Origin of the sequence: Alteromonas gracilis (assembly GCF_036870955.2) — a bacterium.
In the GTDB taxonomy this organism is placed as follows: domain Bacteria; phylum Pseudomonadota; class Gammaproteobacteria; order Enterobacterales; family Alteromonadaceae; genus Alteromonas; species Alteromonas gracilis_A.
Genome location: NZ_CP145482.2, coordinates 3858572 through 3872715 on the forward strand (window position 1 = coordinate 3858572; position 14144 = coordinate 3872715).

Consider the following 14144-nt stretch of genomic DNA (forward strand, 5'->3'; position numbering starts at 1 on the left):
ACTGTGAGCCTCGCGTTTGCCGCGAAACTTTTCAAACTGTTGAACCTATGAGTGAACTCTTTCAAGCGCATGACCAATAGCATCAATACATGCCCTAACTTCATATTCACACAAATCTATGTTCAAATTTTGTTTGCAATACCCTCTATTGCCAACACAATCAGGCACTACAACACGTTCTGATAAGGCCATGGCTTCTATGCCAGGAAGAAAAAAGCCTTCAGTAGGATTTGGTAGCACCAAAGCGACCTTAGCGCGTGCTAAGTTATTAAACACTGCACTACGCTCTACCAGTCCTAAATCAGCATGAACCGTTAAGCCAACCTTTTCAGCCCATTGCTGAATACTTTTAGCAAATAAGGGGTTCTTTTTACCCAAAACGTATAAATCTAAGTTCTTTTCTGAAGCCACATCTGGAATACTGTGTCCCATTGTAACCGTCACACATTCACCATTGGCATAGGGTAGAATGGCTTGTCTAACTTCCTCTGACACGCATATACGCAGCGCCTCGTTTTTTAAGAATTGATATAACGGATGAGCCGGATCGCCATGTCTTACATGCTGAATTAAGTTTACAACCTTTTGCCCTTCTCTTTTTCTAGGCAAATAAGCCCTCCAGTCAACACCTGCTAAAAATACTACATCAGCCGCTTCAGGTTGGTATTGCTGCTGCAAAACAACGCCAGGAACCGAAGTGAATAAATTAGGCATGATACGGCACGAACTATTGGCATAAAGAAGACACTCCACATTTGGAAGTGCAGCCGTATGCTCAAGATAGTCTCGAAATTTTTGATGACCGCCTGTGTAGTGTTTGTATTCTCGATGAAAACTGAATCGAACGTTTTTATTAGATCTTGCCACAATGCTTGGGTTACAACTGGGAATGCCCGAGAGTATACTAAATAGAGACAGATAATTGCAGTAATGAAGTGAAGATGAATACACCATTGGTTAATTTACACATAGTTGGTGTGCAAAAAGTAAGCACGAGTGCCCTTGCGCACTTTCTTTCTCAACACACGGACGTTTGTGTTGTCGAAGGAAAGGAAGCTCACGTCTTTGATCAGCCCGATTTCGCCTCTAAAGATAAACATGAATATGCAAACAAGCGATACGCAAAAAAGCTTTCTCATTATCAAGGGGAAAAGATTATATGCGACGCTACCCCTATAACCGTATTTAACAAAACGTTTATACAAGACTGCTACAACTACAACCCTCAAGCGAAGTTTATCGTTTTACTTAGGAACCCTGTTGACAGGGCCGTATCTCATTTTTACATGTCTAAACAGCGTGGTCGTGAGAGCAGCAATATGCTTTGGAGTTTTTTAAAAGAAACTCATCGGCTTCGCAAAGCTAATGGAGTTGATGCCTGGCGCACAGGCTCTGTATGGCGCGACAATTCATACTTAGCCCGCGGCAAATACAAAGAACAGCTTGATAACTTATTTAACGTTGTGCCAGACGAGCAGTGTTTTGTTACAACGCAAGAAACCTTGCTTCATGAACACAACAACACCCTTGAACGTATTTTTTCGTTTTTAGCGATTCCAGAGCATATTGTGCAAGCAGAGCAAGTCTTTGCGTCTGAAATTCAAGACAAAGATAGTTCAGAAGCGTTGGCAAGAGCGTATGCCAAGTTGTACTTCTTGGTTAATGGTGAGTACCCCTACCGATATTGATAGGGGTGGTATTTTTTACTTTAGAAGCTTGGCCAATAAGTCCATTTCAACTTCTTCACAATCATTCTTGATGATTACCTCAGAATTACTAGCCAGTAGCGTGTGCTTCTTATCTTTGGTATTACGATGGAAAAGCTCAATTGCAGCAGAGCGTAAAGTAGTAAACGCACTATTAAAGCCTCCAAGACGAACAAAGTGCTGGCGATTGAACAAAATGCATGACTGATGAATTGCAAGCACTGCCCCCGTACCGCCAACTTTTCTTGCATTAAACACTTCTTTAAGCTCTCCTTGCTTACGCTTAACACGAACACTTGAAGCAACGAAATCGAATTCTTCGTTCAAAATCGTAGGCCCTACAAATGTTACGTTTTCGTCGTTTGCCACACCGTCAACAAGAACGTCTAACCAGTCGCTATTGAACAGCTTAATATCCTCGCTTAACAAACAGCATAGTTCCGTCTTACCACCTTTCACAACGCCATTTAAATCACTAGGCGAAAGATGCTTGGTTTCTTCTACTAAAGTTAGCGAGTTGCCAAAGCGTTGTTGAAGGGCTCTCTTGCCACTATCATTTAATGTTACTGAGTTAGACAACAACACTTTTACGACGAAGTTCGTATAGTTAGTTTTTTCAAAAACGTTGTCTATCAATGCGGTTACGTCGGTGTCAGTACTTTCTACATGAACTAAAAGCTCTACGGCCGTGTTGTGCTTACTCTGAGAGGCGCGGTGTTTGTACATATGGAAATAAGCGTCTAACCATTGGTTTCCTTCCATAACAAAACTAGTGAAATTGTGTTTCCAGAATACGAAAGGAAGCGCAACTTGGTCTCGAATACTAAAGGCATCTAATTGCTGCCACCATAGTGAATTTAGCATTTGCACTTCTGGCGCCCATTGTCTGCGAGCTATTTCCGCCGTTTCAAATACACCAACTGATTCTGGCAAGCCTTCGTTTCGGTATTCCGCGATTTGTCTAGCCAGAATATCGTTGCCATCTTTTTTCGCTAACATACAAGCGTCAGCTTCTTCATATACGCAGTCGCGTTTTACATGATTGTGTAAAGATATGTAGTTTGCCGAGAGGTTGTGATTCACTAATTCATCAATGTTCTTGCCTCTTAATTTAACACTCCCGTCAATCCATAAAGAATATTCGTAATTGATCAAAAATAGGTGACTAAGCAATTTAATCATTCGCGCGTTTTTAGTAACGTTTTCAAAACACTGATTGACATGCTTTACGGTGAATACATCAGATTCAACATTTTTATTGTCGGTGAAGCATACGTAATCCCAATCTGGGTTTATATACTCTGGCGTTTTAAGGTTGTCGTAGTTACCAAATATGGCCGTAAACACCACCTTTTTATTGCCTGACGAAATTTGCATAAAGCTTTCTATTTCTTTTCCGATTTCCGGCAATAGAGGCTCCGTCTTCCACGCAGCAATTAGCTTTTCAATTTCTTCCTTTCCGTGCTTCTTGTCGAGAGACTTTCTGCCACCAACAGTAAGCACTTTGCGAACTTCTTTCGTGTAGCTTTTTGACTTAGCATGGAATACGTATGTGTCATCGGCAACGCGTATCGTGTAACCCGCCTTTCTAGCACGAATAGAAAAGTCATCTTCTTCACCGTATCCAGTTGGGAAATATTCTTCGTCGAGTGTACCTATCTGGTTTATAACGTCACGTTTTATTACATAGCAGAAACCATTTACAGAGGGCACATTAGGGTACTGGCGCTGAGATATTGTCTCAACCAATTGCCCCATAAGTTCTATGCTATAACCTTCTGGTATTTCGTTTACAAGCCAACCGCCATTCACTTTATCTTCACGCACTGGCACGGTTTGCCAACTTGCTGCATTAGACAGCGGCCCAACAATACCTACACTGCTATCTGACTCGAAACAGCAGAGAATTTTCTCAAGCCAGTAAGCGGTAACTATGGTATCGCTATTTAGAAGAACAACAAAGTCGCCTTCACTTTGACTAAACCCTTTATTAACGGTTTTGGTGAAGCGTAGATTTTCAGCGTTTCTCGACAGCTTAAAGCCGAACTCCTTTTGCGCTGACTCTAACCAAAGCTTGGTCTCTTCTTCACTGCAGTCATCGATAATGATGAGGTTGAACGGTATAGTTTCGTTGTTGTATAGCGATTCAATACATGCTTTTACATCTTCAAGCGCGTTGTATACCAAGCAATATGATATCGACAGTTGGTATCTTCTGCAGAGTACTAATATGATTTGGCGCAGGACGTCTTTGCATTGCTTCGGCGCCGACGGGCGTTTGGGCTATTACTGATGCGGCTGGTGAAACGTGCTCTTGCTTCGCTTTTTCGATGGCTTTTTCTTGCGATTTTACGAGCGCTTTACGCTTTTTAATATTGTCGTAGAACGAAGATAGGAACCCGGCAAATGCACGCTCGACGTTGCCGTCTTTTACTGACTCTGGATTAAATAGCGTTCCTTTAGGGTGAAGCTTGCGCTTACCTTGCATTGTCTCTAAATACCCGAACTTTAAGAAATGGTCTAACCCACTTTTAAACTCACCACTTTCAGTTGCAACTTCTACATCTTCATTACACGTGAAGTAACCGGATTCATCAAAGTTTGCGATAAACGTAAGCGGAATGTTTTTGGCAGTTTCCATACCATCCATAAACTGCTTAACCGCATTATCCAAGCGCCCAGATAGCATCGCTGTCTTGAAACTGGCTCTTATTCGAGAGTGCTTTTCTTTGTCTTTTGCATAACCACTGGCTACGGTTGACAGCGGTGAAACAACTAAATCAATCCACTGTGACACAGAACTATTCATGTTATCCAAGTCTGACGTTAGCACTTCAATCGCTTGATTTGCTTCTTTCAATTGCTGTTGAAGAGCTTCTAATTGCGCGCTGGTTTCTGCGCCCCGCTTTTCAAGCATTTGTACTTTATTAGTGAGGGTAGACTCTGCACCTTTATGTTTAACAATATCCTCATCAAGCTTTTTGATGTCACTGATAAGTGCTTGGTTTACAGATTTTAAATCTTCCTCGCTTTCTTTAAGTCTAGCCACTTCTAACTTCTGCGCTTCGTACTTATCACTGACGTCTTTAAACTTCGAATTTACCTGCTTTAATTCTTCTTCTCTTTCTAGAAGTCTAGCGACTTCTAGCTTCTGCGCTTCGTACTTATCACTGACGTCTTTAAACTTCGAATTTACCTGCTTTAATTCATCTTCTCTTTCTAGAAGTCTAGCGACTTCTAACTTCTGTGTTTCGTATTTATCTGTAATGTCTTTCAACGTCGCACTAACCTGTTTTAATTCTTCTTCTCTTTCTAGAAGTCTAGCGATTTCTAACTTCTGCGTTTCGTATTTATCTGTAATGTCGTTCAGTATTGAGTTAACTCGTGTTAACTCTTTATTTAACTTTTTATTCGCTGAAACTGTTTCGTCAAGGTTAGCTTGTAACACCTCAACCTTTTGACGCTGATGTTTGTTGTCTATTTCTACTTTTTGAAACTCATGAGTAAGTTTTGCATTCGCTTTTTCTAATGCTTGCTTTTTGTCTGTTTCAGCTCTTAGTTTGTCATCACGTGTTGCGATTGCAGCCTTAAGCTCTTTATTACGCTCAGAAAAAAGGCCAACGTCTTTTTTCTGAGATTCAAGCTTTTGAGATAAGTGTTGATTGGCTAATTCAAGTTTCTCTATAGCGGTTTCTTTTTGATTTAACGTGGATTGCAATTGAGCAGATTTATCAGCACTAGACGCTGACTGACTTACTAGTTCTTTATTGCTTTTTTCTAGCGCTAAAATTTCTGTCTTAAGCACATCGAGCTGTTGTAAATTACGCTGTTCAGATAACTCTTTCTTTTGTAAAGAGCCACGAACGAGAGTCAGCTCTTTATTCAACTCATTTTTCTTTTCAACTTCATTGCGAATTCGCTCATCACGCTGTTGGACAGATTCCGTTAAACTTTTCCTATCAGACTTAAGCTTTTCGAGATCATCTTTAACTTTTAAGAGTTCTTCTGACTTATTTTTCAGCTTGGCAGTTGTTGATTGAAGCGCATTAGAAAAATCGTCCTTCTCAATCTTATACTTTTTGCGTTCTTCGAACACCTGATGAAAAAGCGCCGTGCGATTGGCATTGAAAAACATTCCCTTAAGAGAATTGAACTCACTCATTGCAGAGCTTAGCGCTTTTTCAACCAAACTGCCTTGCTCATATTGTTGCAGCAAAACTTCGAGGCATTTGGGTACGCCAGTTAACTTTTTCGCACGTGTTTTGTGATGACGAAGTGTCTTATCGATAACAGAAGTCTCAGCAAGACTCTCGGAAGTAAGTCCTCCCGTGAACTTTGAGAAATCTGTAGCTACCTTATCGAAATCGTTAAGCAGGTCGTCATAAGAGACCAAGATACGTTCAATACCTCTCGAGTAAAACTCGGCTTTGAACATATGATCAGCCCACAACGAGATAGCATTGTTTGTATCCATACCATTGCGTTTTTTCAACGACTGGGCAATTTCAAGAGGATGGCGGTGTGCTAAAACTGCTTTTGGCTGAATATCCAGCTTTCTGCAAGCATCTAACCATATAGGTAGAAGAAGACATACGCGAGGGTCTTTAACTGCAAAAGCTTCAAAACAACTAAATTCTTTCTCTAGTATACGTACTGCAGAATTGACCAGCCTTTGATAATCAAGCTCATTGATGTCTGCAACATCAAAGAAGACATCATCCCAACCATGACCTCTACTCACTAACAGTGTTTCATTGAATTCTTGCACCGCTTTATTTTCAAAATAACCCTTAGGGTTATCTTCGCTAGCGTCTAATAAAGACTCTCCTAAAGGAATACCAAGGCTATTAAGCGTAGAAGCTAACGCAGAAGTGCCTGACCTATGCATCCCTAAGATAAAATAAGCAGTTCTCATTCAATAATCCCGTATATGAGTAGTAGTGTTTTAACGTGAAGACAAAGGTTGTGATATTTGCAGTTAGCTGAATAACACGAGGGTAGGATGATAACTATTAGCGCTACAACGTGCAACGTAAGAGAGTATTTATACAACTTTATACTGTCTTAGGTGTCAACTTTAAGTGGATAATTAGTACAGAAAACAAAAAACCCGGCCTAAGCCGGGTTTTTCTTGTGTTCTGATTACTCAGAACTAAGAGTATATTTTACTCTTCAGTTGCTTCAACTGCTTCTTCTTCAGCTTCTACAACTGGACGGTCAACTAGCTCAACATATGCCATTGGGGCATTGTCGCCAGCACGGAAACCACATTTAAGAATGCGAGTGTAACCGCCTGGACGAGCTTCGTAACGAGGACCAAGCTCGTTGAATAGTTTACCTACAACCTCTTTGTCACCAGTGCGAGCAAAAGCTAGACGGCGATTTGCAACGCTGTCTTCTTTAGCCATAGTGATTAGAGGCTCAATTACGCGACGTAATTCTTTCGCTTTTGGTAACGTAGTTTTGATCACTTCGTGCTTTACCAAAGAACTAGCCATGTTTTTGAACATAGCTTGACGATGGCTGCTGTTGCGATTCAACTGACGACCACTCTTACGATGGCGCATAGTTTTATCCTTCTCTACAAATCAGTTTGATAAAAACCTGATTAATCTTTTTCAGCGATGCTCTCTGGCGGCCAGTTTTCTAGGCGCATACCTAGAGAAAGACCACGAGATGCTAGAACATCTTTGATTTCAGTTAGCGACTTCTTACCAAGGTTTGGCGTTTTAAGTAGCTCAACCTCAGTGCGCTGTACCAGGTCACCAATGTACTGGATAGCTTCTGCTTTCAAACAGTTTGCAGAACGTACTGTCAGCTCTAGGTCATCTACTGGACGAAGCAGAATCGGATCGAATTCTGGCTTCTCTTCTTTCGCTTCTGGCTCAGATACATCACGTAGGTCTACGAATGCATCTAGCTGTTCAGCTAGGATAGTAGCAGAACGGCGGATCGCTTCTTCAGGATCCAAAGTACCGTTCGTCTCCATGTCGATGATTAGTTTGTCTAGGTCTGTGCGTTGTTCAACACGTGCAGACTCTACACTGTAAGCAATACGTTCAACTGGGCTGTATGAAGCGTCAACTAACAAACGACCAATTGGACGATCATCTTCTTCAGAGGAGCGACGGGTAGAAGCTGGTACATAACCACGGCCCATTTCTACTTTAATGCGCATGCTGATTTCAGCTTCGCCAGTTAAAGTACAAATAACGTGCTCAGGGTTTGTAATTTCTACGTCGCCATCATGCTGAATATCACCAGCAACAACAGGGCCAGCGCCAGATTTCACTAGAGTTAGGGTTGCCTCAGTTTTACCTTCAAGGCGAACCGCTAAACCTTTCAGATTTAGCAAGATTTCAATTACGTCCTCTTGTACACCTTCTTTGGTGCTGTACTCGTGAAGAACGCCATCAATTTCTACTTCGGTCACTGCACATCCTGGCATAGATGACAGTAAGATACGACGTAGGGCGTTACCTAGAGTATGGCCAAAGCCGCGCTCTAGTGGTTCCAAAGTTACTTTGGCACGAGTAGGAGAAACGTTTTCGATCTCTACTAATCTCGGTTTTAGGAATTCAGTCACAGAACCCACAATGCTTCCTCTTTAGTTAGCTTTACTTAGAGTAAAGTTCGACGATCAACTGTTCGTTAATTTCCGCAGACAGGTCAGTTCTTTCAGGAACGCGCTTGAAAGTGCCTTCCATCTTGCTGCTGTCTACTTCAATCCAGGTTGGCTTCTCACGTTGGTCAGCCAGTTCCAAAGCAGCAACGATACGCGCTTGCTTTTTAGCCTTTTCACGAACAGAAACCACGTCTTCGGCAGAAACGTTAAACGATGGGATGTTCACAACTTGACCATTTACCATGATCGCCTTGTGGCTAACTAGCTGACGTGCTTCAGCACGAGTGCTAGCGAAACCCATACGGTAAACTACGTTATCAAGACGCTGCTCTAGAAGTTGTAACAAGTTTTCACCTGTGTTGCCTTTTAGACGCGCAGCTTCTTTATAGTAGTTGCGGAATTGCTTTTCCAGAACGCCGTACATACGACGAACTTTTTGTTTTTCACGCAACTGAACACCGTAGTCAGACAAACGGCCACGACGGGCACCATGCTGACCAGGCGCAGTATCGATTTTACACTTAGAATCGATTGCGCGAACGCCGCTCTTAAGGAACAAGTCAGTTCCTTCGCGACGGCTAAGTTTGAGTTTAGGACCCAAATATCTTGCCATGATCTTTCTCCAACTGTCCGTCGATTAAACGCGACGTTTTTTCGGTGGACGACAACCGTTGTGAGGAATTGGGGTCACATCGGTAATGTTTGTGATCTTATAACCTGTAGCGTTAAGAGCACGGATCGCAGACTCACGGCCTGGACCTGGACCTTTAACGAAAACTTCAAGGTTCTTAAGACCGTATTCTTGTGCAGCAACACCTGCACGCTCAGCAGCTACCTGTGCAGCAAAAGGGGTAGATTTACGTGAACCACGGAAACCTGAACCACCAGATGTCGCCCATGCTAGTGCATTGCCTTGACGGTCTGTAATAGTCACAATTGTGTTGTTGAAAGACGCATGGATATGAGCCATACCGTCTGCAACCTGACGTTTAGCGCGTTTACGCGTGCTACGAGCTGGTGCTTTAGCCATAACTTACTCCCCGCTTACTTCTTAATTGGCTTACGAGGACCTTTACGGGTACGCGCATTTGTTTTAGTGCGCTGACCACGTAGAGGCAAGCTACGACGGTGGCGAATACCACGGAAGCAACCCAGGTCCATCAAACGTTTGATGCTCATAGAGACTTCACGACGCAGATCACCTTCAACGGTGAACTTTGCCACTTCGTCACGAAGCTTATCAATAGTAGCTTCGTCTAGCTCTTTGATTTTTGTATCTTCTGCAACACCAGCGCCCGCACAGATGCTTTTCGCACGTGTGGGACCGATACCGTAGATCGCTTGGATAGCGATTACAGCATGCTTGTGCTCAGGAATGTTAATGCCAGCGATACGGGCCATTAACAGCACTCCTCTTGTTTATTTGTCGACGACCTAAAAAGCCCGATAGGATACTTACCCGTCGACTAAATTGCAAATAAAGGTTCAGAATACTAAAAAGCAAAACTGCAGAACCTGATAAGTATTGTCAGGTTCTGCTTACAGTCTTGCCAATATTCTGTACCGCTTAGATTAGCCTTGACGCTGCTTATGCTTAGGGTCAGAACTGCAAATTACACGCACAACACCGTTGCGCTTGATAACTTTACAATTACGGCAAATCTTTTTTACTGATGCACGAACTTTCATTACATCACTCCCCTTTCTTTCAAAATTAAGGGGCTAACTTATCGGCCGTAGCCTTTAAGGTTAGCTTTTTTCAGCACAGACTCATATTGACTACTCATCAAATGTGTCTGTACTTGTGCCATAAAGTCCATGATAACTACCACAATAATTAGAAGCGACGTACCACCGAAGTAGAACGGCACATTCCAGGCAATTAGCATGAATTCGGGCACTAAACAAATAAAGGTTATGTACAGTGCGCCAGCCAAAGTAAGGCGAGTCATTACCTTGTCAATGTAACGCGATGTCTGCTCTCCTGGACGAATACCAGGAATGAACGCACCAGACTTCTTCAAGTTATCTGCTGTATCACGCGGGTTGAATACCAACGCCGTGTAGAAGAAGCAGAAGAAGATAATCGCTGCTGCATATAACATCACGTACAGCGGTTGACCAGGAGATAGCATAAGCGCTACATCTTGCAACCACGCTGTTGATTCATTCTGTCCAAACCATCCTGCGATAGTACCCGGGAACAGAATAATGCTAGAAGCAAAGATTGGTGGAATTACACCAGCAATGTTGACTTTCAGCGGTAAATGGGTGCTTTGTGCAGCAAAAACCTGACGGCCTTGCTGACGTTTTGCGTAGTTTACCACAATTCTGCGCTGTCCGCGCTCTACAAATACAACTAAGTATGTAAGAGCGATAACAATGACGCCAATCAACAGTAGGAACAACATGTTAATGTCGCCCTGCCTTGCTTGTTCCGCAGTCTGACCTATCGCTGTTGGCAGACCTGCAACAATACCAGCAAAAATCAATATAGAGATACCGTTACCAATACCTCGTTCGGTAATTTGCTCACCTAACCACATTAGGAACATAGTTCCTGTGACTAGACTCACTACTGCCGTAAAGTAGAATCCGAAGCCAGGGTTTATTACCAATCCATTAATCAGGTTAGGCAAACCAGTCGAAATACCAATAGATTGGAAGATAGCCAATACTAGCGTTAGGTAACGCGTGTACTGGCTAATTTTACGACGGCCTGCTTCGCCTTCTTTTTTAAGCTCTACCATCGGTGGATGAACCACCGAGAGCAACTGCATGATAATGGATGCAGTAATGTATGGCATAATGCCCAAAGCCAGAACGGATGCACGCTCAAGCGCACCACCAGAGAACATGTTAAACATTTCTACAATGGTGCCTTTTTGTTGCTCGAACAAGTCAGCAAGTACAGCTGGATCGATGCCAGGGATAGGAACATAAGAACCTAGTCTGAAAACAACAATCGCACCAAGTACGAACAACAATCTTGCTTTTAGCTCACTCAAGCCGCTTTTAGCGCCTGAATCCAATCCTGGTTTAGCCATCTAGCTTATTCCTCTACTTTACCGCCAGCAGCTTCAATCGCTTCTTTAGCGCCTTTAGTAACCTTTAAACCGCTTACTGTAACAGCGCGTGATACTTCACCGCTCTTAACAACTTTAACGAACTGGATTTCTTTCTTAACAAGTCCAGCTGCTTTTAAAGTTTCAAGAGACGCTGTATCACCGTCAACCTTCGCGATTTCAGCAAGAGTTACTTGATCAGTAACAAAGCTCTTGCGTGAAGTGAAACCGAACTTAGGAAGACGACGCTGGATAGGCATCTGACCACCTTCGAATCCTGGCTTAACACGGCCACCTGAACGGCTTTTTTGACCTTTGTGACCTACGCCACCTGTTTTACCAAGACCTGAGCCGATACCACGACCAGAACGCTTACCAGTAGGCTTTGAACCTTCGGCTGGAGAAATTGTATTTAAACGCATGTCTTACTCCTCCACTATCTCAACCATGTAATTTACACGGTTGATCATGCCACGAACGGCTGGGGTATCTTCCAGTTCACGAACATGGTTGATTTTACGAAGGCCTAAACCTTTAAGCGTAGCTTTGTGCTTTGGCAGACGGCCAATTGCACTTTTAGTTTGCTTTACTTTAATCGTTGCCATGTCTGATTACCCCAAAATTTCTTCTACAGACAATCCACGCTTCGCAGCAACTTTCGCCGGGCTGTTCATTTCTGTCAGCGCGTTGATTGTTGCACGTACAACGTTGATTGGGTTTGTAGAGCCGTAACATTTTGAAAGTACGTTTTGTACACCAGCTACTTCAAGTACTGCACGCATCGCACCACCAGCAATAATACCGGTACCTTCTGATGCTGGCTGCATGTAAACTTTAGAGCCAGAGTGACGACCTTTAATAGGGTGCTGTAACGTGTGACCGTTAAGGTCTACGTCAACCATGTTGCGACGTGCCTTTTCCATTGCTTTTTGGATTGCAGCAGGAACTTCACGTGCCTTACCGTAACCAAAACCAACGCGACCGTTACCGTCACCCACTACTGTCAATGCAGTGAAACTAAAGATACGACCACCTTTAACCACTTTAGAAACGCGGTTTACAGCGATCAATTTCTCTAGAAATTCACCATTTTGAACGTCTTGTTTAGCCATTATAAACTCCTAGAACTGAAGACCAGCTTCGCGAGCTGCATCAGCTAATGCTTTAACGCGACCGTGGTATTGGAAACCACTACGATCGAAAGCCACTGTTTTAATGCCTTTCTCAAGTGCGCGCTCTGCGATTGCTTTACCGACTACCGTCGCTGCTTCAGCGTTACCTGTAGACTTAAGACCTTCTGCAAGGTCTTTCTCAACAGTTGAAGCTGCAGCCAACACTTCAGAACCGCAAGGAGCGATTAACTGAGCGTAGATGTGGCGAGGTGTACGGTTTACTACCAAGCGATGCGCGGCCAGTTCACGAATTTTTGCACGTGCGCGAGTAGCGCGACGAATGCGAGCTGTTTTCTTATCCATCGTATCACCCACCTACTTTTTCTTAGCTTCTTTACGACGTACGTTTTCGTCAGAATAACGTACACCTTTGCCTTTGTAAGGCTCTGGTGGACGGTAACCACGAATGTTCGCCGCAACCTGACCAACCACCTGCTTATCGGCGCCTTTCACGACGATTTCAGTTTGGCTAGGAGTTTCAACCGTAATGCCTTCAGGCATTTCGTATACTACAGGGTGAGAGAAACCTAGCGTAAGGTTTAGTTTGGCACCCTGTGCTTGTGCACGGTAACCAACACCTAACAATGTAAGTTTTTTCTCGAAACCTTGTGAAACACCTTGAACCATTGCATTTAGGATAGAACGAGCAGTACCTGCTTGTGCCCAATTGTTTGCAAAGCCTTCACGTGGAAGTGCTTTCAATTGGTTGTCTTCCTGTGCAATTTCAACAGCGTCATTAAAAACGCGAGTCAAAGTGCCTTTACTACCTTTAACAGTAACTTCTTGACCAGAGATAGAAACTTCTACACCTGATACAACGTCTACTGGGGCTTTTGCTATACGTGACATTTCAACTCCTCCGTTATGCTACATAACCGATGATCTCACCGCCCATGCCAGCGTTACGCGCTGCACGGTCAGTCATCACACCTTTAGAAGTCGACACGATAGCTACGCCTAAACCACCCATAACCTTTGGAAGCTCATCTTTTTTCTTATAGATGCGCAGACCTGGACGGCTTACACGTTCGATAGTGTCAATTACTTGCTTGCCTTCGAAGTACTTAAGTGTAACTTCTAAAACAGGCTTAACGTCACCAGTAGCAGCGAAGTCAGTGATATAACCTTCAGCTTTCAATACTTCACAGATTGCAACGCGAAGTTTTGAAGAAGGCATAGTCACAGATACTTTCTGTGCCATCTGGCCGTTACGGATGCGGGTAAACATATCCGCGATAGGATCTTGCATGCTCATTATCAGCTACTCCTTACCAGCTGGCTTTCTTAAGGCCAGGGACTTCACCGCGCATCGCAGCTTCACGAAGCTTGATACGGCTAAGACCGAATTTGCGTAGGTAACCATGTGGACGACCAGTTACACGACAACGGTTACGTTGACGTGAAGAACTTGAGTCACGTGGCAGTTGTTGTAGCTTCAGAACAGCGTCCCAACGCTCTTCTTCAGAAACGTTAACATCGCTGATAATCGCTTTAAGTGCGGCGCGCTTTTCAGCATACTTAGCTACAAGCTTAGTACGCTTAGCTTCACGTGCCTTCATTGATTCTTTTGCCATAA

General features: G+C 43.4%; 18 protein-coding genes. 1 reads left to right on the top strand and 17 read right to left on the bottom strand.

Features of this window, described 5'->3' with window-relative positions; all coding sequences use genetic code 11:
• Positions 1-45: 45 nt before the first annotated feature.
• Positions 46-867, bottom strand: coding sequence for a glycosyltransferase (locus V6N89_RS18560; protein ID WP_346993084.1), 822 nt, complete (start codon positions 865-867; stop codon positions 46-48).
• 74 nt (positions 868-941) lie between these two features.
• On the opposite strand from V6N89_RS18560, the gene V6N89_RS18565 reads away from it, so the two are divergent.
• Positions 942-1688 (top strand): sulfotransferase, encoded by a 747-nt coding sequence (locus V6N89_RS18565; protein WP_346993085.1) that lies wholly within the window; start codon positions 942-944, stop codon positions 1686-1688.
• Positions 1689-1703: 15 nt separating this feature from the next.
• Here the strand turns inward: V6N89_RS18565 and V6N89_RS18570 are convergent, their stop codons facing one another.
• From V6N89_RS18570 to rpsN, 16 genes are all read right to left on the bottom strand, one after another.
• The gene (locus V6N89_RS18570; protein WP_338518916.1) at positions 1704-3893 is read right to left on the bottom strand and encodes a glycosyltransferase domain-containing protein; all 2190 of its coding nucleotides are present in this window, start codon (positions 3891-3893) and stop codon (positions 1704-1706) included.
• On the bottom strand, positions 3874-6621 hold the full coding sequence (locus tag V6N89_RS18575) for a hypothetical protein (RefSeq protein ID WP_338518917.1): 2748 nt from the start codon (positions 6619-6621) through the stop codon (positions 3874-3876). The genes V6N89_RS18570 and V6N89_RS18575 overlap by 20 nt, the downstream gene beginning before the upstream one ends.
• 250 nt (positions 6622-6871) lie before the next feature.
• Positions 6872-7273 carry a 50S ribosomal protein L17 gene (rplQ, locus tag V6N89_RS18580; protein ID WP_346993086.1) on the bottom strand — a complete coding sequence of 134 codons (402 nt, stop codon included), beginning with the start codon at positions 7271-7273 and terminating at the stop codon, positions 6872-6874.
• A 41-nt stretch (positions 7274-7314) separates the two neighbouring features.
• Entirely contained in the window at positions 7315-8304 is a 990-nt protein-coding gene (locus V6N89_RS18585; protein WP_334015833.1) for a DNA-directed RNA polymerase subunit alpha, read from the bottom strand.
• A gap of 19 nt (positions 8305-8323) precedes the next feature.
• Positions 8324-8944: a 30S ribosomal protein S4 gene (gene rpsD, locus V6N89_RS18590; protein ID WP_012519214.1), complete on the bottom strand. Its 621-nt coding sequence runs from the start codon at positions 8942-8944 to the stop codon at positions 8324-8326.
• 24 nt (positions 8945-8968) lie between these two features.
• Entirely contained in the window at positions 8969-9361 is a 393-nt protein-coding gene (gene rpsK / locus V6N89_RS18595) for a 30S ribosomal protein S11 (RefSeq protein ID WP_013786215.1), read from the bottom strand.
• Between the two features lie 14 nt (positions 9362-9375).
• Positions 9376-9732 carry a 30S ribosomal protein S13 gene (gene rpsM, locus V6N89_RS18600; protein WP_039217822.1) on the bottom strand — a complete coding sequence of 119 codons (357 nt, stop codon included), beginning with the start codon at positions 9730-9732 and terminating at the stop codon, positions 9376-9378.
• 171 nt (positions 9733-9903) lie between these two features.
• Entirely contained in the window at positions 9904-10020 is a 117-nt protein-coding gene (gene rpmJ, locus V6N89_RS18605) for a 50S ribosomal protein L36 (RefSeq protein WP_012519217.1), read from the bottom strand.
• Positions 10021-10058: 38 nt separating this feature from the next.
• The gene (gene secY / locus V6N89_RS18610; RefSeq protein ID WP_159627411.1) at positions 10059-11378 is read right to left on the bottom strand and encodes a preprotein translocase subunit SecY; all 1320 of its coding nucleotides are present in this window, start codon (positions 11376-11378) and stop codon (positions 10059-10061) included.
• A 5-nt stretch (positions 11379-11383) separates the two neighbouring features.
• Positions 11384-11818, bottom strand: coding sequence for a 50S ribosomal protein L15 (rplO, locus tag V6N89_RS18615; protein ID WP_012519219.1), 435 nt, complete (start codon positions 11816-11818; stop codon positions 11384-11386).
• A gap of 3 nt (positions 11819-11821) precedes the next feature.
• Positions 11822-12001 (bottom strand): 50S ribosomal protein L30, encoded by a 180-nt coding sequence (gene rpmD / locus V6N89_RS18620; RefSeq protein WP_044058207.1) that lies wholly within the window; start codon positions 11999-12001, stop codon positions 11822-11824.
• A gap of 6 nt (positions 12002-12007) precedes the next feature.
• Complete coding sequence (gene rpsE / locus V6N89_RS18625) at positions 12008-12508, bottom strand: 30S ribosomal protein S5 (protein WP_012519221.1); 501 nt, start codon at positions 12506-12508, stop codon at positions 12008-12010.
• Positions 12509-12517: 9 nt separating this feature from the next.
• Positions 12518-12871, bottom strand: a complete 354-nt coding sequence (gene rplR / locus V6N89_RS18630; RefSeq protein ID WP_338518922.1) for a 50S ribosomal protein L18 — start codon at positions 12869-12871, stop codon at positions 12518-12520.
• A gap of 12 nt (positions 12872-12883) precedes the next feature.
• Positions 12884-13417, bottom strand: a complete 534-nt coding sequence (rplF, locus tag V6N89_RS18635; protein WP_334015711.1) for a 50S ribosomal protein L6 — start codon at positions 13415-13417, stop codon at positions 12884-12886.
• A 13-nt stretch (positions 13418-13430) separates the two neighbouring features.
• Positions 13431-13823 carry a 30S ribosomal protein S8 gene (rpsH, locus tag V6N89_RS18640; RefSeq protein WP_039217831.1) on the bottom strand — a complete coding sequence of 131 codons (393 nt, stop codon included), beginning with the start codon at positions 13821-13823 and terminating at the stop codon, positions 13431-13433.
• Between the two features lie 13 nt (positions 13824-13836).
• Positions 13837-14142 carry a 30S ribosomal protein S14 gene (rpsN, locus tag V6N89_RS18645; protein ID WP_012519225.1) on the bottom strand — a complete coding sequence of 102 codons (306 nt, stop codon included), beginning with the start codon at positions 14140-14142 and terminating at the stop codon, positions 13837-13839.
• Positions 14143-14144: the final 2 nt, after the last annotated feature.

What these genes read in the sequence shown, in the direction of transcription:
- V6N89_RS18565 (WP_346993085.1), top strand. Translation starts at nt 942, where the DNA reads ATGAATACACCATTGGTTAATTTACACATAGTTGGTGTGCAAAAAGTA.
- V6N89_RS18575 (WP_338518917.1), bottom strand. Translation starts at nt 6,621, where the DNA reads ATGAGAACTGCTTATTTTATCTTAGGGATGCATAGGTCAGGCACTTCT.
- rplQ (WP_346993086.1), bottom strand. Translation starts at nt 7,273, where the DNA reads ATGCGCCATCGTAAGAGTGGTCGTCAGTTGAATCGCAACAGCAGCCAT.
- rpsD (WP_012519214.1), bottom strand. Translation starts at nt 8,944, where the DNA reads ATGGCAAGATATTTGGGTCCTAAACTCAAACTTAGCCGTCGCGAAGGA.
- rpsK (WP_013786215.1), bottom strand. Translation starts at nt 9,361, where the DNA reads ATGGCTAAAGCACCAGCTCGTAGCACGCGTAAACGCGCTAAACGTCAG.
- rpsM (WP_039217822.1), bottom strand. Translation starts at nt 9,732, where the DNA reads ATGGCCCGTATCGCTGGCATTAACATTCCTGAGCACAAGCATGCTGTA.
- rpmJ (WP_012519217.1), bottom strand. Translation starts at nt 10,020, where the DNA reads ATGAAAGTTCGTGCATCAGTAAAAAAGATTTGCCGTAATTGTAAAGTT.
- secY (WP_159627411.1), bottom strand. Translation starts at nt 11,378, where the DNA reads ATGGCTAAACCAGGATTGGATTCAGGCGCTAAAAGCGGCTTGAGTGAG.
- rplO (WP_012519219.1), bottom strand. Translation starts at nt 11,818, where the DNA reads ATGCGTTTAAATACAATTTCTCCAGCCGAAGGTTCAAAGCCTACTGGT.
- rpmD (WP_044058207.1), bottom strand. Translation starts at nt 12,001, where the DNA reads ATGGCAACGATTAAAGTAAAGCAAACTAAAAGTGCAATTGGCCGTCTG.
- rpsE (WP_012519221.1), bottom strand. Translation starts at nt 12,508, where the DNA reads ATGGCTAAACAAGACGTTCAAAATGGTGAATTTCTAGAGAAATTGATC.
- rplR (WP_338518922.1), bottom strand. Translation starts at nt 12,871, where the DNA reads ATGGATAAGAAAACAGCTCGCATTCGTCGCGCTACTCGCGCACGTGCA.
- rplF (WP_334015711.1), bottom strand. Translation starts at nt 13,417, where the DNA reads ATGTCACGTATAGCAAAAGCCCCAGTAGACGTTGTATCAGGTGTAGAA.
- rpsH (WP_039217831.1), bottom strand. Translation starts at nt 13,823, where the DNA reads ATGAGCATGCAAGATCCTATCGCGGATATGTTTACCCGCATCCGTAAC.
- rpsN (WP_012519225.1), bottom strand. Translation starts at nt 14,142, where the DNA reads ATGGCAAAAGAATCAATGAAGGCACGTGAAGCTAAGCGTACTAAGCTT.